24 protein-coding genes are annotated in these 25,231 nt (G+C 62.0%); 13 read left to right on the top strand and 11 right to left on the bottom strand.

From position 1 onward, the window contains the following. The first annotated feature begins 72 nt into the window (after positions 1-72). A complete protein-coding gene (locus AB4N64_RS04680; RefSeq protein ID WP_460122397.1) occupies positions 73-1,167 on the top strand; it encodes a DUF1615 domain-containing protein in 1,095 nt (364 codons plus the stop codon). Positions 1,168-1,190: 23 nt separating this feature from the next. Here the strand turns inward: AB4N64_RS04680 and AB4N64_RS04685 are convergent, their stop codons facing one another. The 3 genes from AB4N64_RS04685 to AB4N64_RS04695 all read right to left on the bottom strand — a co-directional run bounded on the left by AB4N64_RS04685 (position 1,191) and on the right by AB4N64_RS04695 (position 3,119). Further along, on the bottom strand, positions 1,191-1,904 hold the full coding sequence (locus AB4N64_RS04685; RefSeq protein ID WP_460122399.1) for an anti-sigma factor: 714 nt from the start codon (positions 1,902-1,904) through the stop codon (positions 1,191-1,193). Beyond that, the gene (locus AB4N64_RS04690; protein WP_460126602.1) at positions 1,901-2,428 is read right to left on the bottom strand and encodes a sigma-70 family RNA polymerase sigma factor; all 528 of its coding nucleotides are present in this window, start codon (positions 2,426-2,428) and stop codon (positions 1,901-1,903) included. Before AB4N64_RS04690 ends, AB4N64_RS04685 begins: the two co-directional genes overlap by 4 nt. 169 nt (positions 2,429-2,597) lie before the next feature. Next, positions 2,598-3,119, bottom strand: coding sequence for a DUF3455 domain-containing protein (locus tag AB4N64_RS04695; RefSeq protein ID WP_460122401.1), 522 nt, complete (start codon positions 3,117-3,119; stop codon positions 2,598-2,600). 157 nt (positions 3,120-3,276) lie between these two features. Here AB4N64_RS04695 and AB4N64_RS04700 point away from each other — a divergent pair, with 157 nt between their 5' ends. Then, entirely contained in the window at positions 3,277-3,897 is a 621-nt protein-coding gene (locus AB4N64_RS04700) for a glutathione S-transferase (RefSeq protein ID WP_460122403.1), read from the top strand. Positions 3,898-4,026: 129 nt separating this feature from the next. Here AB4N64_RS04700 and AB4N64_RS04705 read toward each other — a convergent pair whose 3' ends face one another. After that, positions 4,027-4,467 carry a CBS domain-containing protein gene (locus AB4N64_RS04705; RefSeq protein WP_460122405.1) on the bottom strand — a complete coding sequence of 147 codons (441 nt, stop codon included), beginning with the start codon at positions 4,465-4,467 and terminating at the stop codon, positions 4,027-4,029. A gap of 152 nt (positions 4,468-4,619) precedes the next feature. Here AB4N64_RS04705 and AB4N64_RS04710 point away from each other — a divergent pair, with 152 nt between their 5' ends. After that, complete coding sequence (locus AB4N64_RS04710; RefSeq protein WP_460122407.1) at positions 4,620-6,980, top strand: DNA polymerase II; 2,361 nt, start codon at positions 4,620-4,622, stop codon at positions 6,978-6,980. On the opposite strand, the gene AB4N64_RS04715 is transcribed toward AB4N64_RS04710, so the two are convergent. The 3 genes from AB4N64_RS04715 to AB4N64_RS04725 all read right to left on the bottom strand — a co-directional run bounded on the left by AB4N64_RS04715 (position 6,945) and on the right by AB4N64_RS04725 (position 9,517). Beyond that, the gene (locus AB4N64_RS04715; RefSeq protein ID WP_460122409.1) at positions 6,945-7,415 is read right to left on the bottom strand and encodes a DUF1810 domain-containing protein; all 471 of its coding nucleotides are present in this window, start codon (positions 7,413-7,415) and stop codon (positions 6,945-6,947) included. The two genes, AB4N64_RS04710 and AB4N64_RS04715, sit on opposite strands and share 36 nt — an antisense overlap. Positions 7,416-7,444: 29 nt before the next feature. Further along, the gene (locus tag AB4N64_RS04720) at positions 7,445-8,266 is read right to left on the bottom strand and encodes an aldo/keto reductase (RefSeq protein ID WP_460122411.1); all 822 of its coding nucleotides are present in this window, start codon (positions 8,264-8,266) and stop codon (positions 7,445-7,447) included. Between the two features lie 102 nt (positions 8,267-8,368). Beyond that, entirely contained in the window at positions 8,369-9,517 is a 1,149-nt protein-coding gene (locus AB4N64_RS04725; protein ID WP_460122413.1) for an aldose epimerase family protein, read from the bottom strand. Between the two features lie 238 nt (positions 9,518-9,755). Here AB4N64_RS04725 and AB4N64_RS04730 point away from each other — a divergent pair, with 238 nt between their 5' ends. Next, positions 9,756-10,505, top strand: a complete 750-nt coding sequence (locus AB4N64_RS04730) for a hypothetical protein (RefSeq protein ID WP_460122415.1) — start codon at positions 9,756-9,758, stop codon at positions 10,503-10,505. A gap of 132 nt (positions 10,506-10,637) precedes the next feature. Continuing rightward, positions 10,638-11,423, top strand: a complete 786-nt coding sequence (locus AB4N64_RS04735) for a sulfite exporter TauE/SafE family protein (RefSeq protein ID WP_460122417.1) — start codon at positions 10,638-10,640, stop codon at positions 11,421-11,423. Here AB4N64_RS04735 and AB4N64_RS04740 read toward each other — a convergent pair. Next, positions 11,420-12,634 (bottom strand): MFS transporter, encoded by a 1,215-nt coding sequence (locus tag AB4N64_RS04740; RefSeq protein WP_460122419.1) that lies wholly within the window; start codon positions 12,632-12,634, stop codon positions 11,420-11,422. The two genes, AB4N64_RS04735 and AB4N64_RS04740, sit on opposite strands and share 4 nt — an antisense overlap. Before the next feature lie 309 nt (positions 12,635-12,943). Between AB4N64_RS04740 and AB4N64_RS04745 the strand changes: the two genes are divergently transcribed. Genes AB4N64_RS04745 through AB4N64_RS04765 form a run of 5 tightly spaced genes read left to right on the top strand, consistent with a single transcriptional unit; the run spans position 12,944 to position 17,520 of the window. Then, complete coding sequence (locus AB4N64_RS04745; protein WP_460122421.1) at positions 12,944-14,293, top strand: epoxide hydrolase family protein; 1,350 nt, start codon at positions 12,944-12,946, stop codon at positions 14,291-14,293. Positions 14,294-14,342: 49 nt separating this feature from the next. Further along, positions 14,343-15,413, top strand: a complete 1,071-nt coding sequence (locus AB4N64_RS04750) for an alpha/beta fold hydrolase (protein ID WP_460122423.1) — start codon at positions 14,343-14,345, stop codon at positions 15,411-15,413. 22 nt (positions 15,414-15,435) lie between these two features. Beyond that, a complete protein-coding gene (locus AB4N64_RS04755) occupies positions 15,436-15,939 on the top strand; it encodes a cytochrome P460 family protein (protein WP_460122425.1) in 504 nt (167 codons plus the stop codon). Positions 15,940-15,957: 18 nt separating this feature from the next. Beyond that, on the top strand, positions 15,958-16,737 hold the full coding sequence (locus AB4N64_RS04760; protein WP_460122427.1) for an alpha/beta fold hydrolase: 780 nt from the start codon (positions 15,958-15,960) through the stop codon (positions 16,735-16,737). Positions 16,738-16,767: 30 nt separating this feature from the next. Continuing rightward, positions 16,768-17,520, top strand: a complete 753-nt coding sequence (locus AB4N64_RS04765) for a 3-oxoacyl-ACP reductase family protein (protein WP_460122428.1) — start codon at positions 16,768-16,770, stop codon at positions 17,518-17,520. A gap of 49 nt (positions 17,521-17,569) precedes the next feature. Here AB4N64_RS04765 and AB4N64_RS04770 read toward each other — a convergent pair whose 3' ends face one another. After that, entirely contained in the window at positions 17,570-18,784 is a 1,215-nt protein-coding gene (locus tag AB4N64_RS04770) for an MFS transporter (protein ID WP_460122430.1), read from the bottom strand. Positions 18,785-18,926: 142 nt separating this feature from the next. On the opposite strand from AB4N64_RS04770, the gene AB4N64_RS04775 reads away from it, so the two are divergent. Continuing rightward, on the top strand, positions 18,927-19,742 hold the full coding sequence (locus tag AB4N64_RS04775; protein WP_460122431.1) for an AraC family transcriptional regulator: 816 nt from the start codon (positions 18,927-18,929) through the stop codon (positions 19,740-19,742). Positions 19,743-19,858: 116 nt separating this feature from the next. Here AB4N64_RS04775 and AB4N64_RS04780 read toward each other — a convergent pair whose 3' ends face one another. Both AB4N64_RS04780 and AB4N64_RS04785 read right to left on the bottom strand, forming a co-directional pair. Next, positions 19,859-21,292 (bottom strand): catalase, encoded by a 1,434-nt coding sequence (locus AB4N64_RS04780; protein WP_460122433.1) that lies wholly within the window; start codon positions 21,290-21,292, stop codon positions 19,859-19,861. A gap of 75 nt (positions 21,293-21,367) precedes the next feature. Then, entirely contained in the window at positions 21,368-21,793 is a 426-nt protein-coding gene (locus tag AB4N64_RS04785; protein ID WP_460122435.1) for an organic hydroperoxide resistance protein, read from the bottom strand. Positions 21,794-22,015: 222 nt separating this feature from the next. Here AB4N64_RS04785 and AB4N64_RS04790 point away from each other — a divergent pair, with 222 nt between their 5' ends. Beyond that, complete coding sequence (locus AB4N64_RS04790; protein WP_460122437.1) at positions 22,016-24,853, top strand: PAS domain-containing protein; 2,838 nt, start codon at positions 22,016-22,018, stop codon at positions 24,851-24,853. Further along, positions 24,853-25,224, top strand: coding sequence for a response regulator (locus AB4N64_RS04795; protein WP_460126606.1), 372 nt, complete (start codon positions 24,853-24,855; stop codon positions 25,222-25,224). The genes AB4N64_RS04790 and AB4N64_RS04795 overlap by 1 nt, the downstream gene beginning before the upstream one ends. Positions 25,225-25,231 lie beyond the last annotated feature (7 nt).

Below are 25,231 nucleotides of genomic sequence, written 5' to 3' on the forward strand. Positions count from 1 at the left end.
ACTTGCAGTCATAGCTTGCGCCATGCCATTGATCGTATGGTGAGCAAGGTTCAACGCATTGGATGGAGCCGCATGCAAGTCTATCGAGTGATCCTGAGTAGCATCGCGCTGCTGGTGCTGGCCGGTTGCGGCACGCAGCGTCCCCAGCAGACGGCGCCCCGGCCGCCTGCCGAAGTCAGGGCAGAGATCGTGCGCCTGCTGCCGGCCAAAACCGTGGATCGCCAGGGTTGGGCCACGGACATCTACGCCGCGTTCGCCGCCCAGGGCATCGAGACCTCAACGCAAAACCTGTGTTCGGTGCTCGCGGTCACCGAGCAGGAATCCACCTTCCAGGTGGACCCGCCCGTGCCGGGCCTGGGCAAGATCGCCCGGGACGAGATCGACCGTCGCGCCGCCAAGGCCCACGTGCCTGGCCTTTTGGTGAGTGCTGCGTTGCAAGTGCGCTCCAGCAACGGCAAAAGCTACAGCGACCGATTGAGTAGCGCGCGCAGCGAAAAAGAGTTGAGTGCGATTTTCGATGATTTCATTGGCATGGTGCCCATGGGGCGCACGCTGTTCGGCAGCTTCAACCCGGTGCACACCGGCGGGCCGATGCAGGTCAGCATCGAGTTTGCCGAACAGCAGGCCCGCAATTATCCGTACCCGGTGGACGGCACCATTCGCCGTGAAGTGTTCAGCCGTCGCGGCGGCATGTACTTTGGCATCGCCCACTTGCTCGGTTATCCGGTGAACTACACCCAGCCGCTGTACCGCTTTGCCGATTTCAACGCCGGCTGGTACGCGAGCCGCAACGCGGCCTTTCAGAATGCGTTGAGTCGCGCTTCGGGCATCCCCCTGGCGCTGGATGGCGACCTGGTGCGCTACGGCTCGATCATGCCCGGCAGCACCGAACTGGCCGCACGAAGCCTGGGTAAACGCCTGGGTATGCGCAACCCGGTCATCAGGGATCAACTGGAGAAGGGCAAGAGCCTGGATTTTGAAGAGACGGAGCTGTATCAGCGGGTGTTCGACCTGGCGGAAAAGGCCGACGGTCGTCAGTTACCCCGGGCGGTGTTGCCGGGCATCGTACTGCAAAGCCCGAAAATCACCCGCAAACTCACCACGGCGTGGTTCGCCAAGCGGGTTGATGAGCGGTATCAGCGATGCATGAAACAAGCGGGCAAATGATTACGCGGTGGGATACGGGTGGGTCAAATCACCTTCACCGCACGCCCAATGGCCTGGATCGGCCCTGTCGGTTTGCCAATCGGCGAGCCCGTGCGGTTTTCCAGGGTTAGCTCGAACAACTGGTTTGCCTCCAGCGGCGGCAGTTTGTCCAGCGGCACCGACAGGGTTTGCCCCGGTTTCACCAGGCCCAGGGACACTGGCCCTTGCCAACCCTCGCCCTTGGTCCAGAACTCCAGCGCCTTGTCCTCTGGAACCTGCGCAACCCCCAACGGAATCAGCTGGATCTCCCTGGGATTGCTGGCCTGGATCACCCAGCCGGGGGCGTTGTCCTGCGGCGCGACCAACACCACCAGATAGGTCGGTTTGACCGTGGTTTGCGTCAGCAGCAACGCGCCGAGTACGAGTGTTGCTGCCAGCCCGGCCCCCGCGAGACCTCGCCATAGCGCCAGCCGATCCCACCAGGAGGACGCTGGGGACGCGACCGGTTTCACGTTCGACGCGTTGAGGCTGCGTTCGATGCGGTGCCACAGATGGGGCGATGGTGTTTCGGGTTCGGCAAGATCAGTCAGGCCCAGCAAACGACGCTCCCAACCATCGACCGCCGTGCGCAATCGGGTTTCGTCGCGCAGGCGTCGCCGGACCTCGGTGCGCTGCTCTGCCGAAAGTGTACCCAGTACGTATTCACTGGCGAGCTCGTCAAGTTCCTCGGGGGTTTCATCCACAGGTCGGGTGGTCATCCCATGCACTCCCGCAAGGCCATCAGGCTGCGTTTGATCCAGGCTTTGACGGTGCCCAGCGGTGTGCCGAGCTTGTGTGAAATCTGCGCATGGGAATAACCGTCGACGTAGGCGTGCAGGATGCATGTGCGCCGTGCCGGTTCCAGCTGTTCCAGGCACAGATGAATGCGCGATGAGTGGACTTCGGCATCGACTATTTCAACGCTGGGGTGCGTGTCGATATCGCCCTGGATTTCACGCGGGTTGTCGCGGATGAAATTGAGCGCCAGATGTCGCGTCACGCTGAACATCCAGCCTCTTGCTGTCCCGCGCGACGGGTCGAAACGCGCGGCGCCGGCCCAGATCTTCAGGAACGCATCATGCACGATGTCCTCGGCCAGCGCCGTGTCGTGCACCAGCCTGCGGGCCACGCCGAGCAAACGCGGGCTTTCCTGCACATACAAGGCCCGCAGGGCCTGGCGCTCGCCCCGGGCACAGGCGGCGAGGTGGGCTTCGTAGTCGAAAATAGGTTCGGGCAATGACAATGTGCTCAACCGTCAAAATAAATCCGGATGCCATGAATCTAGCAGAGGACCCTGTAGGAGCGAGCATGTCGAACCGTCGCGATGGTCGTCAACGATAACGCTGGCTGTCTGATTGCCCGCGGTGTCTGGACTACCATCGCGAGCGAGCTCGCTCCTACAGAAAGCGCTTTCAGCTCGCCGACCAGAAAATATAATCCGCCTGGTACTTCACCACTTCCTGCTTGCCCTTGTTGGCGGCCGTGCATTCGGCGCTGGGTGGGACGCCACCCTTGAGCGCCACGCGCTGGATGTAGCTGACGCCGCTCATCGCGCCTTTTCCTTCGGCGGGGTTGGCCTTGACCAGTTGATAGGGAAGGTTGCCGGAGCTGGATGGCGCGACGGCCAACTGGGTGCCGGTGACCTTCGAGCCATCCTGCGCTTGCCAGGTGGCGGGTGGGCCGAAGTAGGTGCCGACCTGTTTGCCGCTGCGATCATTGAGGACTGCCTTGGGGCCGACGAAGAACCATTCTGTTTGCCCGACGGCATTGGCCTTGTCGCGGCATTCGTAGGTGATTTCACCCACGCCGGTAGTTTCCATTGCCACTTTGTGGCCGTCCGGCACCTTGATGCTGTCAGGTAGAGCGCTTTGTGCGAACGCCGCAGGCGTGGCAAGGAGCAAACCGGCAAGGCATATCAGCTGTTTGGGATTCATGAAATTCTCTCCGTCATGAGTGATTCGCTATGCAGTCATTGGGGCTGCTACAGGTACTACCCGTCGGAAAGGGTTTTGGATGCAGGACAAAAAAAAGAATTTTCACGGCACGGCCGTAGTCAGCTGCTACAAAGAGAACACCAAAAGGGAGGTGTTTATGTACCAACTCTACGGACACAAGAACTCGGGTGCCGCTGCCATCGAGGCCGCCCTGGAGCTGTGCGAGGTGGCTTATCGGTTCATCGACGTCGAGCTGTCCATGGAGGCAGCCCTGGAACTGCAGAAGCTCAACCCGCTCAAGCAGATTCCGACCCTGCAATTGCCCGACGGCAGCATTCTCACCGAGAGCGCGGCCATCCTGATCCATTTGGGGTTGAGCTTTCCCGAGTCGAGCCTGCTGCCCAAAGTGACTGCTGAACGCGACCAAGCGCTGCGGGGCCTGGTGTTCATCGTCAGTAATTGCTACCCGGCCATCGGCATCATCGATTACCCGGAGCGCTGGTTGATTGCGTCGGATCACTCCAGCCGGGAAAACCTCGTGGCCGGTGCGCGTCAACGCCTGCACTGGTGCTGGGAGGTGTTCGCCGACCAGTTTTCCGGTGAGTTGTACCTGGGGGAGGAGACGCCCGGTGCGTTGGACGTCCTGGCCGCGGTCGTCACACGGTGGGCCGGGACGCGAGAACATCTGCGCGCCGCCCGGCCGGGCTTTCATGCCTGGCTTGAGCGGATCGACCGACACCCGACGCTGGCGCCGGTGTTTGCGCGGCATTGGAGTTGACCGTGCCCTTGTAGGAGCGAGCTTGCTCGCGATAGCGGTGTGTCAGCCAAACATTTTCCAACTGAAACACCGCCATCGCGACGGTTCGACGCCTCGACATGCTCGCTCCTACGGGGGGACGAGGGAGAGTTACTCCCCGCGAATGTACTGCTCCAACTGCTTGATCAGGTCAGCCTGTTCGGCGATGGCTTCCTTGACCAGGTCGCCGATCGACAGCAGGCCGATCAGCTTGCCGTTTTCCACCACGGGCAAGTGGCGCAGGCGCTTGTCGGACATGATGCCAAGACACGTGTCTACGGTTTGTTTGGTGTCCACTGTGATGACGGGCGAGACCATGATGTCGCGCACCGGCGTGCCCACCGACGAGCGGCCATGCAACACCAGTTTGCGCGCGTAGTCGCGCTCGCTGATGATGCCCAGTACTTCTTCGTTTTCCACCACCAGCAAGGCTCCGACGTTTTTCTCGGCCATCTTCATCAGGGCTTCGAGCACCATGTGGTCCGGCTTGATCTGGTGAACTTCCTGGTTTTTCTGATCTTTCAACTTGAGCAGTTGGGCGACGGTTTTCATGATGGCTGTCCAGGGGATTGGCGTTGTTCCTGAAGAATCGTAGACCCGAGCCCTGAGAGCAAGACGTAAAGCGGCAGATAACGCGCAAAAAACGTCATCCGACGGTTTTTTTCGTAGAATTGCCCACGGAAATCAAATCTGAGGTTGCAGCGGTGGATTTACAGCGGGGCTTCGTCCTGACCCGACATTGGCGCGATACCCCGACCGGCACCGAAGTCGAATTCTGGCTGGCGACCGACGACGGGCCCCGGCGCATTCGGCTGCCTCATCAGCCGTCGGTGGCGTTTATCGCGGCCGAGCAGCGTGAACAGGTGGAGCGGGTGCTGCACGACGAAAAAAACGTCAAGCTCAAACCCCTGGCCCTGCTGGATTTCGACCACCGCCCAGTCCTCGGCCTCTACTGCCAGCAGCACGCGCAACTGATGCGCCTGGAAACCACGCTGCGCAAGTCCGGCGTCGAGATGTTCGAGGGCGATGTGCGTCCGCCCGAACGCTACATGATGGAGCGGTTCATCACCGCGCCCGTCATCTTCGGTGGCACTCCCGATGCCGACGGCCTGCTGCTCGATGCGCAGATGAAGCCCGACCCCGATTACCGCCCAAACCTGCGGCTGGTGTCACTGGACATCGAGACCACCGCGCAAGGCGAGCTGTACTCCATCGCCCTGGAAGGCTGCGGCGAACGGCAGGTGTACATGCTCGGCCCGCCCAATGGCGACGACAGTGGGGTGGATTTCCAGCTCGAGTACTGCGATTCGCGCGCCGCCTTGTTGAAAAAGCTCAATGAATGGTTTGCCCGCCACGACCCGGACGCCATCATCGGTTGGAATGTCGTGCAGTTCGACCTGCGCGTGCTGCACGAACACGCTCGACGGCTGGCAGTGCCTTTGAGGCTGGGGCGTGGCGGCGAAGAGATGCAGTGGCGCGAACATGGCAGCCGCAACCATTACTTCGCCTCGGCCGCCGGGAGGCTGATCATCGATGGCATCGAATCCCTGCGCTCGGCCACCTGGAGCTTCCCTTCGTTCAGCCTGGAAAACGTCGCGCAAACGTTGCTCGGCGAAGGCAAGGCGATCAGCACGCCGTACCAGCGCATGGACGAAATCAACCGCATGTTCGCCGAGGACAAGCCGGCCCTGGCCACCTACAACCTCAAGGACTGCGAACTGGTCACGCGGATTTTCGCCAAGACCCAGTTGCTCACGTTTCTCCTGGAGCGGGCCAGTGTCACCGGCCTGCCAGCGGATCGCAGCGGCGGCTCGGTGGCGGCGTTCACGCACCTTTACATGCCGCTGATGCACCGCCAGGGTTTCGTCGCGCCGAATGTGGGCAGCAAGCCGGCGCAGGCCAGCCCCGGCGGATTTGTCATGGACTCGCAACCGGGCCTGTACGAGTCCGTGCTGGTGCTCGACTACAAAAGCCTGTATCCGTCGATCATTCGTACCTTTCTCATCGACCCCGTGGGGTTGATCGAAGGTTTGCGCCACCCGGAAGACAGTGCATCGGTGCCAGGTTTTCGCGGTGCACGTTTCTCGAGGACCCGGCATTGCCTGCCGGCCATCGTCGCGCGGGTCGCCGAGGGCCGCGAAACCGCCAAGCGCGAGCACAACGCGCCGCTGTCCCAGGCACTCAAGATCATCATGAATGCCTTCTACGGCGTGCTCGGCTCAAGCGGCTGCCGCTTTTTCGATACGCGGCTGGCCTCGTCGATCACCCTGCGGGGCCACGAAATCATGTTGCGCACGCGGCAATTGATCGAAGCCCAGGGCCATACCGTGATCTACGGCGACACCGATTCGACGTTCGTCTGGCTGCGCCGTGCCCACGGCCAGCAGGAAGCGGCGCAGATCGGCCAGGCTCTGGTCGATCACGTCAACCAGTGGTGGCGCGAGCACGTGCAGCAGGAGTACGGGTTGCAAAGCGCGCTGGAATTGCAGTTCGAAACCCACTACAAGCGCTTTTTGATGCCGACCATCCGCGGGGCCGAGGAGGGCAGCAAAAAACGCTATGCCGGGCTGGTGACGCGCGCCGATGGCAGCGACGAAATGGTCTACAAGGGGCTGGAAAGCGTGCGCACCGACTGGTCGCTCCTGGCCCGCCAGTTTCAGCAGGAGCTTTATTCGCTGATCTTTCACCACAAGCCCTATCAGGACTACGTGCGTGAGTACGTGCGCAAGACCCTGTCGGGCGAGTTCGATGATCGGCTCGTCTACCGCAAGCGTCTGCGTCGCACTCTCGACGATTACGAACGCAACGTACCGCCGCATGTTCGCGCGGCGCGCATTGCCGACGAATACAATGATCAGCAAGGCCGCCCGCGCCAGTACCAGAACGGTGGCTGGATCAGCTACGTGATCAGCGTCGCAGGGCCCGAGCCGCTGGAAGTGCGCAGCACGCCCATCGACTACGACCACTACGTCACACGTCAGCTGCAGCCAGTGGCCGATGCGATCCTGCCGTTTGTCGACGACGATTTCTCAACCCTGATTGGGGGGCAACTGGGCCTGTTTTGAATCCAGCAGGCTCAGCGTCCATCCGTCCGGGATGCCGTGGAAGTTTCGCTCCAGCGCTTGATGGTACAGGCTTCCCGGCGGGGCAAACTGGGCGAACAGGGTCATGGAAGAATGGAATTTCAGGTTATCCGGATGACCAAATACCTGGGCAATCGAGCGTTGCGGGATATCCAGCACCAGTTGCGTGCACGTGCGCAGGCGTGGGCCCAGCAGGTCATGTTGCAGGTAGGCCGACGCTTCTGCGCCGGAGCGAATGGCAAAGCGCCGGGACATTTCACTGTCTCCCAGCCCCGAGAGTTGCGGAAAGACGAACCACATCCAGTGACTGCGCTTGAGGCCGGCGCCGAGTTCGTTTTTTACGCGCTCGATCACCGGGTCCTGCGCCAGGACAAAGCGCTGCAGGTTGAAGGCGTCGAGCTGATCGGTGCTTCTCATCCGAAGCCCTCCGACAGAACCGCGATGGCTCAGACCATGGCCAGTCGCTGTTTGCGTTGTGGCGCGCGAAACGCGTGGTCCAGCGCCTCGAGATCCCCGGCTTCAAGTTGCAATTGCGCGGCTTGTGCGTTCAGGCGCACGTGTTCAGGGCGAACCGCCTTGGGGATGGCAATCACGCCATCGTGTCGCACAATCCACGCCAGCGCTACCTGTGCGGGGGTGGCGGCATGACGAGCGGCCACCTGCTTGAGCGTCGGATGGGCGAGCATTTGGCCGCCCTGGCCGATCGGGCAGTACGCCATCAGGGGCAGCCGGTGCTGCTGGCACCAGGGCAGCAAGTCGAATTCGATGCCTCGTTCCTCCAGGTTGTACAGCACCTGGTTGGTGGCACAGGCTGGCGAGGCCAATTGCGCCAAGTCATCGACGTCGAAGTTGGACACGCCCCAGCGGCCGATCTTGCCTTCCTCGCGCAGGCGTTCGAAGGCGTCGACGGTCTCTGCAAGCGGATACTGGCCGCGCCAGTGCAGCAAGTACAGGTCGATGTAATCGGTATTCAAACGGCGCAGGCTGCGCTCGCAGGCCTGGGGAATGCCTTGACGGCTGGCGTTGTGCGGGTAGACCTTGCTGACCAGGAATACCTGATCGCGTCGACCGGCGATCGCTTCGCCGACCACCTCTTCGGCGCCCCCTTCAGCGTACATCTCGGCGGTGTCGATCAGGGTCATGCCCAGCTCGATGCCCTGGCGCAGGGCAGCGACTTCTTCAGCGTGACGGGCGTGATCCTCGCCCATTCGCCAGGTGCCCTGGCCAATGACTGGGACCTGGACGCCAGCCAGTTCGAGAGACCGCATGAATACCTCCGGTGAACAATGGGTTATCCAGTTGGCACCAGAATAGCTCAGCGGTTCCCTTGCCTGTAGTCGCCGGCATGGCGGCGACTACAGGCAAAGGGCTTAGTGGGCAGAGAACTTCAGGACAGTACTCTGGGTGTAGGTCTTGCCTGGATCCAGGCGTGTGGATGGGAAGTTCGGCTGATTGGGGGCGTCAGGATAGTGCTGAGTTTCCAGGGTAAACGCGCTCCAATGGTTGTAGGTCTTGCCTGCCTTGCCCTTGACCGTTCCGTCGAGGAAGTTGCTGGTGTAGAACTGCACGCCAGGTTCGCTGGTGTAGAGCTGCAACTGCCGTCCGGACTGCGGGTCGCTGACTTGCGCGGCGAGTTTGCCTACGTCGCCCTTGCTGTCCAGTACCCAGTTGAAATCAAACCCGCCTTGCTTGGGTTCGGCGAACTTCAGTTGCGGGTGATCAGCCTTGATATGTTTGCCGATGGCGGTGGGCTGGGTGAAATCCATTGGCGTGCCGGCCACCGGTGCCAACTCGCCGGTGGGGATCAGCTTTGCATTCACTGGCGCGTAGTGACTGGCGTGTAACGTCGCCAATTGTTGCAGTATGTCGCCGTTCCCCGCTCCAGCCAGGTTGAAGTAGCTGTGGTTGGTCAGGTTCAGCACCGTGGGTTTATCGGTGGAGGCCTTGTAGTCGATGCGCAGTTCGTTGCGATCATTGAGGCTGTAGGTAACCTCGGTTTTGAGATTGCCGGGGAAGCCCATTTCGCCGTCCGCCGACAGGTACGTCAGCGTGACACCGACGCTGTCCCCGGTTTTTACCGGCTCGGCTTTCCAGACACGCTTGTCGAAACCCAGCGGGCCGCCATGCAGTGAGTTGGAACCGTCGTTTTGCGGCACCTGATAGCGTTTGCCGTCGAGCTCGAAGGCACCGTTGGCCAGGCGATTGCCGAAACGGCCAATGGTGGCGCCGAAGTAAGCCTTGCCGTTCTGATAGCCCTGCACATCGTCGAAGCCGAGCACCACGTCCGCGACTTTGCCGTTCTTGTCCGGCACTTCAAGCGCTTGAAGGGTGGCTCCGTAGGTGATGACGCTGGCCTGCATGCCGTGGCTGTTGCGCAACACATATTGCTCAACGGCCGTACCATCTGCGGTCTTGCCGAATGTTTTCATGTCGCTGGACAGCCCGGCGGCCTGAGTGGGGAGGGTGGCGATCATCATGGACAGTCCAAGGAGGCACAGGGAATAGCGGGATTGAAGCATGGTCAACCTTCCTTTTTGTTGTTTTTGGATAAGTAGTCATACTAGAAGTCGATTTTTAAAACGACTTGCAGGGTTTTATAGCTGGTTTTAAGAGGTTTGCGCTAATAAAGTATGACTATTAAGTTTTGAGTGTCATTGCCAGGATGGTCGGCACTGCACTTTTTCGAAATTCCCGGCTCTATCCTTGGCCAGCCTGCGGCGATCCCCACCGTCGGCCCATGCCCAAGTCCAAGCACCCATGGCTCGAGTTTCACCTTCAACTGTTGTGTCCATCCGCCGTCTTGGCCTGCTGCTCGCCGTGCTGTCGATGCTGTTTACCAGCGGCTGCAGCCATCAGGATGGAAAAGACATCATCAGCCAGTTTCGCGAGGGCCGGCCCCAGGAGTTCCTGCAGACCAGCGTCGACCGCATGGCGACCCTGGCCATGCGCGACAACCTCGACAGCCTCTACCTGCTGATGGGCAAGCTGTACCTGCGCAATCCCCAGGAGTTGAAGAAGTCCGGTTTTCTCGATTCGCGCACGGCGGTTAAACAGGTGCGCATGGCCATCGAGCAGCAACAGCCATTGCCGGCTCTTGGCGGCCGCAAGGACCTGGCGGCGCTGAGTTTCGCCATGAGCCCGGAGTTTCTGGGCGATCGGGTCGGGGCGTTCATCTACGCCATCGGCAGCATGCTGGTGACGGCCCATGGCAACCGGCTGGAGTTCTATATGACCGATTCGATCAACCCGACCTTCGTCAACAACGCCGCGCGCAACATCGAAAAGGCCACCTGGATTCTCAGCCAGCGGCAGACTGCCGACGGCCAGCCCATGTTGTTCTCAAATGAAATCTCGGAGGAGGGCAGCAACCTGAGTTTCGCCACCGAGTTCGGCAAGATGGTCGCCCGCCTGGACCTGATGACCCAGATGCTCGACGAGCGCTATCGCAGGATCGGCTTGAATTACGCACAAAGCTTGCTGTTCCTCAATTTCCTGCCTGTCCAATAAACACCCCACTCCCACAGAGCAAACCAGGCTGATATCAAACAGTGGAATAAAGATAGATCGCATCGATATAAGTGGTTATAAGAAAAATCGCTATCCTGCGGGCCAGATTTTTCCTGCGGTGTGGGCGTGTTGATGGAATTCGGTGATTTCGGCCTGGTCGTGGCAGGTCTGGTAGTGGGCTTCATCGTCGGCATGACCGGCGTCGGGGGTGGTTCGTTGATGACCCCCATCCTGCTGTGGTTCGGCGTCAATCCGGCGACCGCCGTGGGTACTGACCTGCTGTACGCGGCGATTACCAAATCCAGCGGCGTGCTGGTGCACCGCAAGAACAAGAACATCGACTGGGCCATCACCGGCTGGCTGACCCTGGGCAGTGTGCCGGCGGTGGCGCTGACGTTGTGGTTCCTGAGCACCCTGCAAACTTCACCCGATGCGATGAACGCGATCATCAAGCAGGCGTTGGGTTTTGTGCTGTTCGCTACCGCACTGGCGATTTTCTTCAAGAAGCGCTTGCTCGACTTCGCGCACAACCGTGCGGGTGGTCATTACAACCCCAGCGGCAAACGCCTGAACGTGCTGACCGTGGTCACCGGCCTGATCCTCGGCACCATGGTCGCGCTGACCTCCATCGGCGCCGGTGCCTTGGGCACGGTGGCGTTGTTTATCCTCTATCCGCTGCTGCCAACACGCCGCCTGGTGGGGACCGAAATTGCTCACGCCGTGCCGCTGACCCTGGTGGCCGGCCTTGGCCATGCGAGCATGGGCAACATGGACTGGGGAGTGCTGGGCTTTCTGCTGGTCGGCTCACTGCCGGGGATTTACCTGGGCAGCCACCTGACCGGGCGCATTTCCGACGATTGGCTGCGCCCTTGCCTGGCCAGCATGCTGTTGCTGATCGGCTACAAGCTGGCGTTTTAAGCCACCCGCGCGCCACGCCAGATCAGCCACGCGGCCAGCAACTGACTGGCGGCAAAAAAACCGAACAGGCCCAGCGGGCTCCACCGGGCGTCCAGCAGCACGCCCGCGACGGCCGGCGACAGAATCGCGCCAAGACGCCCCAATGCCAGCACCAGGCCCACGCCCTGGGTGCGCACGGACGTGGCAAATGCTTGAGGCGCCAGGATGAACAGCGCGGCGATTGCGCCATACAGCAACAGCCCGGTACTGAAACTGACGACCACCGCCAGGCCCCGCGAGCTCGTTGCCGGCACCATCAACGCCATCAGCCCGGCGTTGAGCAGCACGAACCCCAGCAACAAGCGCCTGCAGCCAAAGCGATGCGCCCCAAGCCCCATCAGCAAGGCACCGAGCATTCCGCCGAGGCCAAGCAACATTCCGCCCGCGGCACCTTCCTTCTGCGAAAAACCGTTCTGCACCAGCAGCGTCGGGGTCCAACTGGTCACGAAGTAAAAGCAGAACATGACGAGGAAAAAAGCCAATGCCAGGGCCAGCGTCTGCCGCCACTGACCCGCCACGAACAACTGCCGATAGGGCATACCGGCCTGGAATGCTGGCAGACACGCTGATGACGGTGGCGGGGGGCGCCCCAACTGGCGCAGCGCCAGGAACTCGGGGGATTCGTGCAGCCACAGTACGCCGGCGAGGGTGGCGGCGAGCGTGAACAGTCCCCCCGTGAGAAAGACATAACGCCAACCCAGGCCTTCATTGAACACATGCGCCAACCCACCACCCAGGCTTACGCCGAGGGCGAACGCCAGCGATTGCAGAGCGATGGCCAGGCCTCGCCGGTGCAGGCTTGCATGCTCGTGGGTCAGTACGTTGGCGCCCACCAGTACCGCGCCCAGGCCGACACCGGTCAGGGTGCGCAGCAGCATCAATGGGTACAGGCCCGGACTCCAAAACGACAGCAGCATGCACAGGCTGCTCAGCGACAGCGCTACCAGCAGCAGGGGGCGACGCCCATGCCGGTCAGCGAAGGGCCCGGCGAGCACTGAACCGCCTGCCATCCCCACCAGACTGGCGCTGAGCAGCAGGCCCAGCTCGATCGCATTCAAACCCCACTGCGCCAACACGCTGGCACCGGTGAACGCCATGGCCATGACGTCAAGGCCATCGACCAGGTTGAACAGCATGCATAGCCCGACCACCGCCCAGCGAGTGGGCGCCATGGTCGTGTCCTTCATACCCTCTGCAAGCGTTGTCACACTCATCCGCCATCCATCGAATCTTATTGTCATGCGAGCAGGCAATGCCTGCCTCCCGCGCTGCTGACGACAACATTCAGGGCCCGTGCTGGCAAGTGATACTTAGGTATCGACCGACACCTACGTGCAATCGTCCCAAGGGGATCAGGGTGGTCTTATCAAGCCTGGCGAGGGCTGGACTGACGCAACAACCGCGGCCTTGAGCCTGCGCGCGTCATTCGATCCGGCAACTCGCGCTGCGCCTGTAGGCCACTTACTCAAAGGAGATTGATCATGCTTGCAGTTTCGTCCGTTCTCACCTGGCACCGATGCCTGGCGTCATCCGCCAGACTCCATGTGCTCGGTCTTGCCCTGCTGGCTGGCAGTAGTGGTGCATGGGCTGCCGCCCCTTCGGCCAGCGCTGCTTCGGAGGCCATTCGTCCGTATCGCATCCATGTCGATGAGTCGCAACTGATTGACCTGCGCAAACGCATCGCCGACACCCGCTGGCCCGACAAGGAGCTCGTCAAGGACGTCAGCCAGGGCGTGCAACTGGACCCGGTGCAAGCGTTGGTGAAGTACTGGGGCACCGATTACGACTGGCGCAAGGCGGAGGCGAAACTCAATGCCTTGCCCGAGTTCATTACCACCATTGACGGCGTCGACATCCAGTTCATTCACGTCCGTTCGCGCAACCCCAATGCCATGCCGCTGATCCTCACCCACGGTTGGCCAGGTTCGCAATTCGAGTTCCTCAAGACCATCGGCCCATTGACCGACCCCGTTGCGTACGGCGGGCGTATTGAAGACTCCTTTGACGTGGTGATCCCGTCGATTCCCGGCCACGGTTTTTCCGGAAAACCCACTGAACTGGGTTGGAACCCTGACCGAGTGGCCAAGGCCTGGGACGTGCTGATGAAGCGCCTGGGCTACAGCCATTACGTGTCCCAGGGCGGCGACCATGGTTCGGTGGTGTCCGATGCGCTGGGCCGCCTCGCGCCGCCGGGATTGCTGGGGATCCACCTCAATATGCCGGCGACCATCCCACCGGAGCTGGTGAAACCGATCTTCGGCGGCGATCCGGCCCCGGCCGGGCTGACCGTGCCGGAGCGTAACGCCTTCAACTCGCTGAGCACCTTCTTCGGGCGCAATGCCGCCTACGGCGCAATGATGGTCACCCGTCCGCAAACCATCGGTTACCTGTTGGCCGATTCACCAGCGGGTACGGCGGCCTGGATGTACGAGAAGTTCGCCGCCTGGACCGACAGCGACGGCAAGCCGGAGCGCGTGCTGAGCCGCGATGAAATGCTTGACGACATCAGCCTGTACTGGCTGACCAACTCCGGCGCGTCGTCCTCTCGTTTCTACTGGGAGAACAACAACAATAACTTCAGTGCCGAGGCGCAGAAGACCGCCTCGATCAAGATACCGGTGGCGATCACCGTGTTCCCTGGCGAGATCTATCGCGCACCCAGAAGCTGGGCGCAGAAAGCTTATCCGACGCTTTTCTACTTCAACGAAGTGAGCAAGGGCGGCCACTTTGCCTCCTGGGAACAGCCACAACTGTTCAGCGAAGAGCTGCGCGCCGCGTTCCGACCGCTGCGCGCCGAGGTCAACAAAACCGTGGCGAAGACGGCTCCTTAATCCATTCCATCACGCGGTGGCCCGGTGGTCACCGCACGGGAGACTCTGCATGAACATCTCGATCGATCCTCAAGCGGTTTCGCGTCATCTGCGTTTTTTCGCCTGCACGGCGCTGGCAGTGGCTTTCCTGCAAGTCGGGGCGTTGGGCATGGCTTCGTCACACGCCAATGCCGCTGCTGTCCCTGCCGGCACCATCGGCACGCTGACACCGGGCGGGCATACGTCTCTGGGGGCACTGAAACATGTCAAAGCCGGCCTGCTGGATGTCGCCTACGCCGAGCTCGGCCCAGCTGACGGGCCCGTGGTGATTCTGTTGCATGGCTGGCCCTACGACATACACAGCTACGCTGACGTGGCGCCTGCCTTGGCCGAGAAGGGCTACCGGGTGTTGGTCCCCTATGCGCGGGGTTATGGCGATACACAATTCCTGTCCGCCAAAACCGTGCGCAATGGCCAGCCCGCCGCGTTGGCCAAGGACGTGATCGATTTCATGGACGCGCTGCACATCAAGCAGGCGGTCTTTGGCGGGTATGACTGGGGCGCGCGCACGGCGGATATCGTCGCCGCCCTGTGGCCGGAGCGGGTGAAGGCATTGGTGGCGGTCAGCGGTTACCTCATCGGCAGCCAGGACGCTGGCAAAGCACCGCTGCCACCGGCGGCCGAGTTGCAGTGGTGGTACCAGTTTTACTTTGCGACCGAGCGCGGCCGTCTGGGCTACGAGAAAAACACCCACGACTTCGCCAAGCTGATCTGGAAACTGGCCTCACCGAAATGGGACTTCGACGACGCGACCTACGATCGCAGCGCCGCCGCCCTGCAAAACCCCGATCACGTCGCCGTCTCCATTTTCAATTACCGCTGGCGTCTGGGCCTGATCAAGGGCGAGGCCCGCTATGACGCGTTGGAGAAAAAACTGGCGCAATCCCCGTCCATCAGCGTGCCCACCATCACCCTGGAAGGCGACGCCAATGGTGCTCCGCATCCACCCGCCGAGGCTTATGCCAAACGCTTCACCGGCCAATACGAGCATCGCCTGATCGACGGCGGCGTCGGCCACAACCTGCCGCAGGAAGCGCCACAGGCCTTCGCCCAGGCGGTGATCGACGCTGATCATCTTTGATCGGCCGCACAGGAGAACCGAGATGAAACTGACTCACATGGCCGTGCTGTCCGCGGCGATTGCCTCGGCGGCACTGGTAGCCACCGGCGTTGCCCTGGGCGACAGCGGTGATGCGTCTCCGATCTACGGCGTGAAGCTGCCCGACGGTTATCGCCAATGGCAGTTCATTGCCCCGGCGCTGGAAGCCCCACCGCTGGATGAGCTGCGCGTGGTGGTCGGCAATGAAAAGGCGATCAAGGCCTACCAGGCTTCGACGCTGCCGTTTCCTGACGGCACGGTGCTGGTCAAGTTGGCCTGGAAACGCGTGCAGTCGCCGGAGTTCGAGCCCGCTGCCATCCCCGGTGCGGCGACCACTGTTCAGGTGATGGTCAAGGACTCGAAGAAATATGCATCCACCGGCGGCTGGGGATTCGGTCGCTTCATCAACGGCAAACCGGCCGATGAGGCCCAGCACCAGACCTGCTTCGCCTGCCATCAGGCGCGTGTACAGAACCACGACTATGTCTTCACCCGATACGCCTTTTGAACCTGAAGGAGTCACCCTATGAAAAAAGTCATGACGGCGCTGGCGATCACCGCCAGCCTGATGGCCTGCGGCAGCGCGTTTGCCCAGCCTGAAAAACCCACGGTAGTACTGGTGCACGGTGCCTTTGCCGATGCGTCGAGCTGGAACGGCGTGGTGAAAATTCTCGAGCAGGATGGTTACACGGTGGTCGCTGCCGCCAACCCGTTGCGCAGCGTGAAAAGCGATGGCGCGTCGGTGTCGGCGTTGCTGTCGAGCATCAAGACACCTGTGGTACTGGTCGGCCATTCCTACGGCGGCAATGTGATCAGCGCGGCGGCGAATGACCATCCGGGCGTCAAGGCGCTGGTCTATGTCAGTGCCTTTGCGCCCGAAACGGGCGAAACCGTTGCCGGTCTGGCGGGCAAATTCCCCGGAAGCACGCTGGGCCCGACCCTGGCCGCGCCGGTTGCCCTGGCCGATGGAGGCAAGGATCTGTACATCCAGCAAGACAAGTTTCACGACCAGTTTGCCGCAGACGTTCCGTCACCGGAGGCGGCTCTGATGGCTGCCACCCAACGTCCGGTCACCGATGCGGCGTTGAACGAGAAGGCGGGTACGCCCGCCTGGAAGAAAGTGCCTTCGTGGTTCATCTACGGCGACCAGGACAAGAACATACCGCCGCAAGCCATGGCGTTCATGGCCAAGCGTGCCGGCGCCAAAGGGGTAGAAGTGGTGAGTGGGGCGTCCCACGTGGTGATGGTTTCCAACCCCGAACCGGTTGCCCGGTTGATTGAAAAGGCCGCCTCCGCTTCCCGGTAATTCGTATCCCTTTCAGAGCAGGTATTGCATATGTCCACCCATCTACAACGTTTCACTGGCAAGACCGCATTAGTGACCGGGGGCTCGCGGGGCATCGGTGCGGCCATCGTCCGCCGTCTGGCCAGGGAAGGCGCAAGGGTCGCCTTCACCTACTCAGCCTCCGATGAGAAGGCCGAGGCATTGGTGCACAGCGTCGAAGGCGAGGGTGGTACCGCCCTCGCCATCAAGGCCAACAGCAAGTTCGCCGACGACATCGAGCACGCGGTCAGCTTCACCGTGCAGAAGTTCGGTGCGTTGAACATTCTGGTGAACAACGCCGGCATCCTCGCGCTGGGCACGGTCGATGACTTCACTGTCGAGGCGCTGGACGAGTTGTACGCGGTGAACGTGCGAGCGGCTTACATTGCTGCCCGGGCCTGTGCCAAGGTCATGCAGCGCGGCGACCGAATCATCACCATCGGCAGCGTGGCCGGCGAACGGAGCGGCTTTCCCGGCTCCAGCGGCTATTGCATGAGCAAGGCCGCGATGATCGGCCTGGTCCGGGGCCTGGCCCAGGACTTCGCCGCGCGGGGTATTACGGTCAACAACATCCAGCCTGGTCCGACGGCGACCGACATGAACCCGGCCGATGCACCGTATCTGGAACACGTCATCAGTCGTGTGCCGCTGGGGCGCCTGGGCCGTGCCGATGAAATTGCCGGTATGGCGGCGTATCTGGCCAGTGACGATGCTTCGTTTGTCACCGGTTCGAGCCTGACGGTCGATGGGGGTTACCTGGCCTGACCGGGCCTGCCCGACGCCGTTGTGCCAGTGCTCAACGGCGTCGGGCGTTTCAGGCCACCGACGCCTGCGGTGACTGCTCCGTCGCCGGTTTGAGCAGCGGCGTGATGCATAGCATTACCAGCAATACTGCAAACAGCATTGTGTAGGCCGGGCCGAAATGGCCGCTGTAGTCCCGCAAGGCGCCAAACAGCAATGGACCCAGCGCTGCCACCAGGTAACCGATGAACAACATGAACACGGTCCACAAGCCCGCCTGCTCAGCATTGCCGGCGTTATCCAACGGCAAGGTCATGGCAAGGGTAAACCCCATACCCAGGCCGACGGCCGCCACTACCACATACAGAATCGGCAAGGACTGTGCGAAGAACGCCATGCCAGCCACGCCCAGTGTCGCCAGTAGCGTCGAGCACGCGAGCAAGCCACGACGATCATGGGCTTTACCGGGAATCAGGCCGGCGCTGACACTGGCGACGGCGAACACGGCGGTGAAGACGCCGAGCAGCGTACCAGGGGACCAGGTCGATATAGCCGCCTCCGCAGAGGCGGGCGCCATCCAGGCGAAAAGGGCGTAGACCACGAACTGTCCGGCGCCGAAGTTCAACGCCACCCACCAGGCTTGCGGGGTGCGCCAGGGCAGGCGAGTGCTCAGGGCAGGGCGTGCGTGAGCGGCGGTGGCGGGTGTGGCGAAGGTCCGGGTCATCCAGATCCAGCTGGCTACGGCGGTCAGGCTCAACACACTCCAGACCCCAGCGCTGACTCGCCAGCTCTGCGCCCATTCGGCAATCGGTGCGCTGAACACTGCCGCGAGGGTGGCACCCACGCTCAGCCCCGCGGCGTAAATACCCATGAACAAAGCGGCGCGGTGGGGGAAGTGAGTCTTGATCCAGCCACCGGTCATGGCCCCGGCAATGGCGATACCGACGCTGGCAGCAAACGTGCTGCCCAGCAGCAAAAAACCATTGGGCGACAGGGCCCGCAGCAGGGTGGCGACGCCGAGCAGCAGCAGGGCCACCACCACGCAGCGGTCGATACCGAAGCGCCGTGTGAGGTTGGGCACCATCAGGGCGAAAACGCCCATGCACACGTCGGGGATGGAGGTGAGCAGGGCGGCCTGGGTGTAGCTCAAGTGGAAGTGCTGCTGGATCAGCAACAGGATCGGCCCCACCGAGATGATCGCGGGGCGCAGTGCGATGGACAGCACCAGCAGGCCGATGACGGCGGCGATGCTGTATTGGGAGTCGCTATGGTTTTGAGTGTTTGCCATGTGGGCGGCCTCGTTGGGATGAACGAAGACAAGGCTATCCATGGCTGGAAGGCGGCATATGCCATCTTTTGTCGCAAAAGTGACAACTGGTGATCGGCCATGTTTTGATGGTTTACGACACACGACTTGGGGCTCTTGGCCAGTGAAACGAGCAGACCGAACCGTTGCCGAGCGAGCAAACTGCGTCCTGCGCAGCGAGGATTACCTGGATTACCAGGACGTGCCACGGCTGATGACTGTGCTGGTGCGCGACCAGGACACCGGTCAGTACAACGAACCGCACAGCCATCGGCACGGGCAATTGCTGTACGCCGCCAGTGGCGTGATGCGGGTGGCGACGCCGACCGGGTTGTGGGTTTTGCCGCCCAGGCGGGCGTTGTGGATTCCACCGCAGGTCGTCCATGACCAGCGCATGCTCAGCCTGGTGCAGATGCGCTCGGTCTACATCGAGCCAGAGGCCGCAGGGCGTTTCGGCGACAGCTGCAAGGTGGTGGAGATCTCGTCGTTGCTGCGCGAGCTGATTCTGGCGCTGGCAGAACAGTCGATCGAATACCCTCAGGAAGGGCGCAATGCTCATGTGGTGGCACTGATTCTCAGTGAGCTCGAGCGTGCGCGGACATTGCCGTTGCAGGTCCCATGGCCTCGGGATCGACGGCTGGTCACTGTGTGCACCGCCATCCTGGAGAATCCCGAACAGGCCCATTCGGTCGATTACTGGGCGGACAGGGTCGGTGCCAGTTCAAGGACATTGATCCGACTTTTCCAGCATGAAACCGGGTTGAATTTCCGCCACTGGGTACAGCAGGTCCGCCTGGCCACCGCCATCGACCGGCTCGACCGGGGCCACCCCATCGGTCACATCGCCCACGCCCTGGGCTACGACAGCCAAAGCGCCTTCAGCGCCATGTTCCGCCGAGTGATGGGCGAATCCCCAAGAGAGTTCATGGCCCGCAGCTGATCGGCAGGAGCGAGCTTGCTCGCGATTGCGCCATGTCAGGCGATACAAGGGCGACTGACCGGACGCCATCGCGAGCAAGCTCGCTACCACAGGGGTTTTGTGTGGCCAGCTTTTGATCAACCCAAGGCTTCAATCGCCTGCGCTACACCTGCGCCATACGCCGGATCGGCCTGGGTGCAGTTGTCGATATGACGCTGCTTGACCTGTGCCGATGCGCCCTGGATGGCGCGGGCGGTATTGTCGAACAGCACCTGTTGCTGGGCCGGACTCATCAGGCGGAACAGGGCTGCGGGCTGGGAGAAATAGTCATCGTCCTCGCGGTGGTTCCAGTGGTCGGCGCTACCGTGCAGCGCCAGTGGCGGCTCGCGAAAGTCCGGTTGTTCAGCCCACTCGCCATAGCTGTTGGGCTCGTAACCAAGCGTGCTGCCGGCATTGGCGTTGATGCGCATCTGCCCGTCGCGGTGGTAGCTGTTCACCGGGCAGCGAGCCGCGTTCACCGGGATCTGGTGATGGTTGACCCCCACTCGGTAACGCTGGGCGTCGCCGTAGGAAAACAACCGCGCCTGCAACATCTTGTCCGGCGAGAAGCTGATGCCCGGCACCACGTTGGCCGGGTTGAACGCCGCCTGTTCAACGTCGGCGAAATAGTTCTCGGGATTGCGGTTGAGCTCCAGTACGCCCACTTCGATCAGCGGGTAGTCGGCATGGGGCCAGACTTTGGTCAGGTCGAACGGATTGATCGGGTAGGTGGCCGCATCCAGCTCGGGCATCACCTGCACGAACAGTTTCCAACGCGGAAAGTCGCCTTTCTCGATGCTGTCATACAGGTCGCGCTGTGCGCTCTCGCGGTCGGCGGCGATCACGGCGCCGGCTTCGGCGTCGGTGAGGTTGGCGATGCCTTGTTCGGTCTTCCAGGTGAATTTGACCCAGGAGCGCTGGTTGTCCGGGCTGATGAAACTGAACGTGTGGCTGCCGAACCCGTGCATGTGCCGGTAGGATTGGGGCAGGCCTCGGTCGCTCATGACGATGGTGACTTGATGCAGGGCTTCGGGCAGCAAGGTCCAGAAATCCCAGTTGTTGTTGGCGCTGCGCATGTTCGTGCGCGGATCACGCTTGACCGCGTGGTTGAGGTCCGGGAATTTCAACGGGTCGCGCAGGAAGAACACTGGCGTGTTGTTGCCCACCAGGTCCCAGTTGCCCTGTTCGGTGTAGAACTTGATGGCAAACCCGCGAATGTCCCGCTCGGCATCGGCCGCGCCACGCTCGCCAGCCACGGTGGAAAACCGTATGAAAATGTCAGTGGTCTTGCCCACCTGGGAAAACAGTTTGGCCTTGGTGTAGCGGGTGATGTCATGGGTCACCGTAAAGGTGCCGTGGGCGCCCGATCCCTTGGCGTGCATGCGTCGCTCGGGAATGACCTCTCGATCAAAGTGCGCGAGCTTTTCCAGCAGCCACACGTCCTGCAACAACATCGGGCCTCTGGGGCCCGCCGTCTGCACATTGTTGTTATCGACTACCGGTGCGCCGGCGGCGGTTGTCAGCTTGTTCATCATCAGCTCCTCACGGTTATGGGGCGGAACCGGACCCCTGGTTCAGGCGGCCCGGTTCGAACGGCTTCGAAGCACTCAGACCAGGGTGATCTGGACGGCAATGTTATTGCGCGACAGCTTCGAGTACGGGCAGGTCTCATGCGCGGCATTCACCAAGGCCAGGGCCGATTCGCGCTCCACACCCGGCACGCTGACGTTCAGGCGCGCTTGCAGGAAGTAGCTGCCCTCGGCGGAGCACAGGTCGACCTGCGCATCGATGGCCACGGGCTGTGGCAGATTGATGCTCATGCGCCGTGCCGCCAGGCGCAGCGCACCTTCGAAGCACGCGGACCAGCCAGCGGCGAACAGTTGCTCCGGGTTGGTGCCGGCACCCGACGAGCCAGGGCTGGAAAGATTGATCTCGAGGCGCCCGTCATTGCTGCGAGCATGACCGTCACGGCCACCGGTGGTGTGGACGTTGGCGGTGTAGAGCACGTTCTCGGGGGCGGTCGGAGCAGGCATGGCGTTTTCCTTTTTATGGATGTTTGATGAAACTTCATCTCACCAAATCCCCCGACGCGCGCTCAATTGCACCTAGGTGTTAGTGCGCCTCGCAGTGGGGGGGCCGCGAACGTGCACACCCGCGTCTAGACTGATGCCGGCATGCGACACCAAGGTATGATTGGCTTTGCCCCGCCAGCAGGGCCATCCTCGCCAAACGGCGACCGCACACACAGGATCGGTATGGACAACCAGAGCATCATCGACGTGCTGCCATGTGTGGCATGGACCGCGCTCGCCGATGGTCGTGTCGATTACGTCAATCAGTACTGGTGCCGCTACACCGGCCGTGACCGCTGTGAGGCCATGGATGCCGGTTGGCAGTTGTCCATCCATCCCGATGATCGCGCGCACGTGTCGCAGGCCTGGCAGACGATCCTGGGAACTGGCGAGCCTCGCGACATCAGCGCGCGCCTGCGCCGCGCCGATGGTGCGTACCGTCGTTTCCTGCTGCGCGTCAGCCCATTGCCGGACGCCGCTGGCGACCTTCACAAATGGTGCGGGATTGGCACCGACATCGAGGATCACTGTGAGGTGGCCCCGCCACCCCTCGCGATCGAGCCCGATCTGCGCACCCTCATCGACAACATTCCTGCGCTGGTTTCGCTGATGGGCCCCAACGGCGAGTTGGAGTACGTGAACAGCCACAACCTCCAATACATGGGCACCACCCTTGAAGCGCTCAAGGGCTGGAGCACCAGCGACATCATCCACCCCGAGGACAAGCCCCATATCCTGCAAAGCTGGACGCACTCGGTCACCACCGGCGAGCCGTTTCGCGCGGAGCAACGTATCCGCCGTGCCGACGGTGCCTACCACTGGTTCGTGGCCAATGGCATACCGATGCGCGACGACTGCGGTCGCATCACCCGCTGGTGGGTCATTACCGTGGACATCGATGAACACAAGCGCGACAAGGCACTGATCGCCCAGGCGCTGGTGGAGATCAGTGCGTCGGAAGCACGGTTTCGCAGCCTGATCAACGCGGTCCCTGGTTTCGTCTGGAGTGCGGCGCCAGATGGCTACGTCAGTTTCCTCAACCAGCGCTGGTGCGATTACACCGGAATCGCGCTGCAGGAGGCGTGCGGCGATGGCTGGACGGCCTCGGTGCACCCGGACGATCAGGACACGTTGGCGTCCTATCGGCGAATACTGGCATCGGAGCAACCCGGCGAATTCGAGGCGCGGCTGCGGCGCGTCGACGGCGTCTTCCGCTGGTTCCTGGTGCGCGCCGTACCGGAGCGCGACGACCGGGGACGAGTGGTGCGCTGGTACGGGGAAAATACTGACATCGAAGATCGCAAGCGCGCCGAGATGCTGCTGGAGGGCGAAAAACATCTGCTCGGCCTGATCGCCGGCGGTACACCGCTCAGGCTCATTCTCGAAGCCCTGTGCGAGCTGGTCGAAGCGAGCATCGACGGCGGTGTGTGCAGCATCGTGCAGATCGATCCCAATGGCTCGTATCGGGTGCCCAAGGCCGTCCCACGCATAGTGCCGGGCGCCGCGCCGAACCTGCCGCCCGACCTGACCATCGCCGCTGACGGGCGTCCGGTGGATGCAGCCGGTTGTCCGGCCGCCCTGGTCGCCATTCGCAACCAGCAGGTGATTTGCCCGGACCTGGCTCGTGAGCAGCGTTGGCCCCGCTGGTGTGCCAGCGTATTGAGTCATGGCCTGCGGACCAATTGGTCGACGCCAGTCACCTCCATCAATGGCACGGTGATCGGCGTGCTCTCGCTGCTGTTCAGAGAGGCGGGCAGGCCCGATGCCACCCAGCAGAATCTGATCGCCCAGTTTACCCACCTCGCCAGCATCGCCATTGACCGCGCGCGCGGCGAAGCGGCGCTGCGCCAGAGTGAGGCGTTCCTGGCCAAGGCGCAGCGTCTGAGTTCCACCGGCACGTTTTCCTGGCACGCCGGTTCGAACGACATCATCTGGTCCGAGGAGACTTACCGCATACTCGACCTGGACCCCGGCATCAGACCCACCTTCGACTTGCTCTACACACGTATCCATCCGGAGGATCTCTCCAGCTACAAGGAGATGATTCGTTGCCAGCGCAAGAAAGGTGGCGACTTCGAACACGAACATCGCCTGCAACTGCTCGACGGTACGGTCAAGCATGTTCACCTGGTGGCCCATGCGATGCCGGATGAAGGCGGTGGCCTGGAGTACATTGCCGCCTTGCAGGATGTCACACAGCGCCGCCATTCCGAGACCGTCCTGGGCGAGGTTCGCTCGGAGCTGGCCCATTTGGCGCGGGTCGCCAGCCTGGGCGCGTTGACCGCGTCCATTGCCCACGAAGTCAATCAGCCGCTGGCCGGGATCATCACCAATGCCAGCACTTGCCTGCGCATGCTCGGCGCCAGTCCGCCAAACGTCGCGGGCGCACTCGAAACGGCTCGCCGCACCATTCGTGACGGCAATCGTGCCGCGGATGTCATCAAGCGTCTGCGGGTGTTGTTTTCCAAAGACAGCATCGCCCTGGAAGACGTTAACCTCAACGAAGCGGCGCGCGAGGTGATCGCCCTGTTACTGGGCGAACTGCAGCGGGGCCGGGTCATCGTCAATCCTGTGTTCGCCGACGGCCTGCCGCTGGTCAAGGGCGATCGCGTGCAGTTGCAACAGGTCATTCTCAACTTGATCCTCAATGCCAAGGAGGCGATGAGCAGCGTTACCGACCGGTCTCGGCACCTGCAGGTCAGCACCGGGGTACAGGATCAGCAGGTGTATCTGGAGGTCAGGGACAACGGCACCGGTTTCGACCCGAAAGACGCCGAGCGCCTGTTCAACGCGTTCTTCACCACCAAACAATCGGGCATGGGCATTGGTTTGTCGGTCAGCCATTCGATTATCGACAGTCATGACGGCCGGTTGTGGGCCTGCGTGAACGATATCGGGCCCGGTGCAATCTTTCGTTTTTCGCTTCCGTACTCGTCTGACCATGATCAGCCGACCGGTAGGGATGACGCCCCCAGGCCGGACGCGGGAAGCGGCCGCGATCACACCAGAGAGGGTTTTTGATGGACAAGCCTTTACTCATATCGGTGGTTGACGACGATGAGTCCGTGCGTGAAGCGTTACCGGATCTGCTCAGGGAATTCGGCTTTGCGGTGCAGGCCTTTTCTTCAGCGCAGGCCTTTCTGGCCTCCGATTACCTCGAACAGACGCGCTGTTTGATTCTGGATGTCGCCATGCCGGGCATGTCCGGCCCCGAACTGCAAAAGCGGCTCACATCGCAGCACTACGCGATTCCGATCATCTTTATCACGGCGCTGGGCGATGTCGGACAGCGCCCGTTTCTGATCAGTCAGGGTGCGGTGGATTGCCTGCTCAAGCCGTTCAGCGAGGCGGAGCTGCTCAAGGCGCTCAGCGCCGCGCTACCGGTCAGCTGAACGTCGA

The organism is Pseudomonas sp. S2_C03, assembly GCF_054668405.1.

Excerpts from the sequence above, each read along its gene's own strand:
- AB4N64_RS04745 (WP_460122421.1), top strand. The coding sequence starts at position 12,944 with ATGCTTGCAGTTTCGTCCGTTCTCACCTGGCACCGATGCCTGGCGTCA.
- AB4N64_RS04760 (WP_460122427.1), top strand. The coding sequence starts at position 15,958 with ATGAAAAAAGTCATGACGGCGCTGGCGATCACCGCCAGCCTGATGGCC.
- AB4N64_RS04705 (WP_460122405.1), bottom strand. The coding sequence starts at position 4,467 with ATGAAAACCGTCGCCCAACTGCTCAAGTTGAAAGATCAGAAAAACCAG.
- AB4N64_RS04795 (WP_460126606.1), top strand. The coding sequence starts at position 24,853 with ATGGACAAGCCTTTACTCATATCGGTGGTTGACGACGATGAGTCCGTG.
- AB4N64_RS04780 (WP_460122433.1), bottom strand. The coding sequence starts at position 21,292 with ATGAACAAGCTGACAACCGCCGCCGGCGCACCGGTAGTCGATAACAAC.
- AB4N64_RS04755 (WP_460122425.1), top strand. The coding sequence starts at position 15,436 with ATGAAACTGACTCACATGGCCGTGCTGTCCGCGGCGATTGCCTCGGCG.
- AB4N64_RS04790 (WP_460122437.1), top strand. The coding sequence starts at position 22,016 with ATGGACAACCAGAGCATCATCGACGTGCTGCCATGTGTGGCATGGACC.
- AB4N64_RS04720 (WP_460122411.1), bottom strand. The coding sequence starts at position 8,266 with ATGCGGTCTCTCGAACTGGCTGGCGTCCAGGTCCCAGTCATTGGCCAG.
- AB4N64_RS04700 (WP_460122403.1), top strand. The coding sequence starts at position 3,277 with ATGTACCAACTCTACGGACACAAGAACTCGGGTGCCGCTGCCATCGAG.
- AB4N64_RS04715 (WP_460122409.1), bottom strand. The coding sequence starts at position 7,415 with ATGAGAAGCACCGATCAGCTCGACGCCTTCAACCTGCAGCGCTTTGTC.
- AB4N64_RS04735 (WP_460122417.1), top strand. The coding sequence starts at position 10,638 with ATGGAATTCGGTGATTTCGGCCTGGTCGTGGCAGGTCTGGTAGTGGGC.
- AB4N64_RS04685 (WP_460122399.1), bottom strand. The coding sequence starts at position 1,904 with ATGACCACCCGACCTGTGGATGAAACCCCCGAGGAACTTGACGAGCTC.
- AB4N64_RS04740 (WP_460122419.1), bottom strand. The coding sequence starts at position 12,634 with ATGGCGCCCACTCGCTGGGCGGTGGTCGGGCTATGCATGCTGTTCAAC.
- AB4N64_RS04770 (WP_460122430.1), bottom strand. The coding sequence starts at position 18,784 with ATGGCAAACACTCAAAACCATAGCGACTCCCAATACAGCATCGCCGCC.
- AB4N64_RS04730 (WP_460122415.1), top strand. The coding sequence starts at position 9,756 with ATGGCTCGAGTTTCACCTTCAACTGTTGTGTCCATCCGCCGTCTTGGC.
- AB4N64_RS04725 (WP_460122413.1), bottom strand. The coding sequence starts at position 9,517 with ATGCTTCAATCCCGCTATTCCCTGTGCCTCCTTGGACTGTCCATGATG.
- AB4N64_RS04680 (WP_460122397.1), top strand. The coding sequence starts at position 73 with ATGCAAGTCTATCGAGTGATCCTGAGTAGCATCGCGCTGCTGGTGCTG.
- AB4N64_RS04750 (WP_460122423.1), top strand. The coding sequence starts at position 14,343 with ATGAACATCTCGATCGATCCTCAAGCGGTTTCGCGTCATCTGCGTTTT.
- AB4N64_RS04785 (WP_460122435.1), bottom strand. The coding sequence starts at position 21,793 with ATGCCTGCTCCGACCGCCCCCGAGAACGTGCTCTACACCGCCAACGTC.
- AB4N64_RS04765 (WP_460122428.1), top strand. The coding sequence starts at position 16,768 with ATGTCCACCCATCTACAACGTTTCACTGGCAAGACCGCATTAGTGACC.
- AB4N64_RS04695 (WP_460122401.1), bottom strand. The coding sequence starts at position 3,119 with ATGAATCCCAAACAGCTGATATGCCTTGCCGGTTTGCTCCTTGCCACG.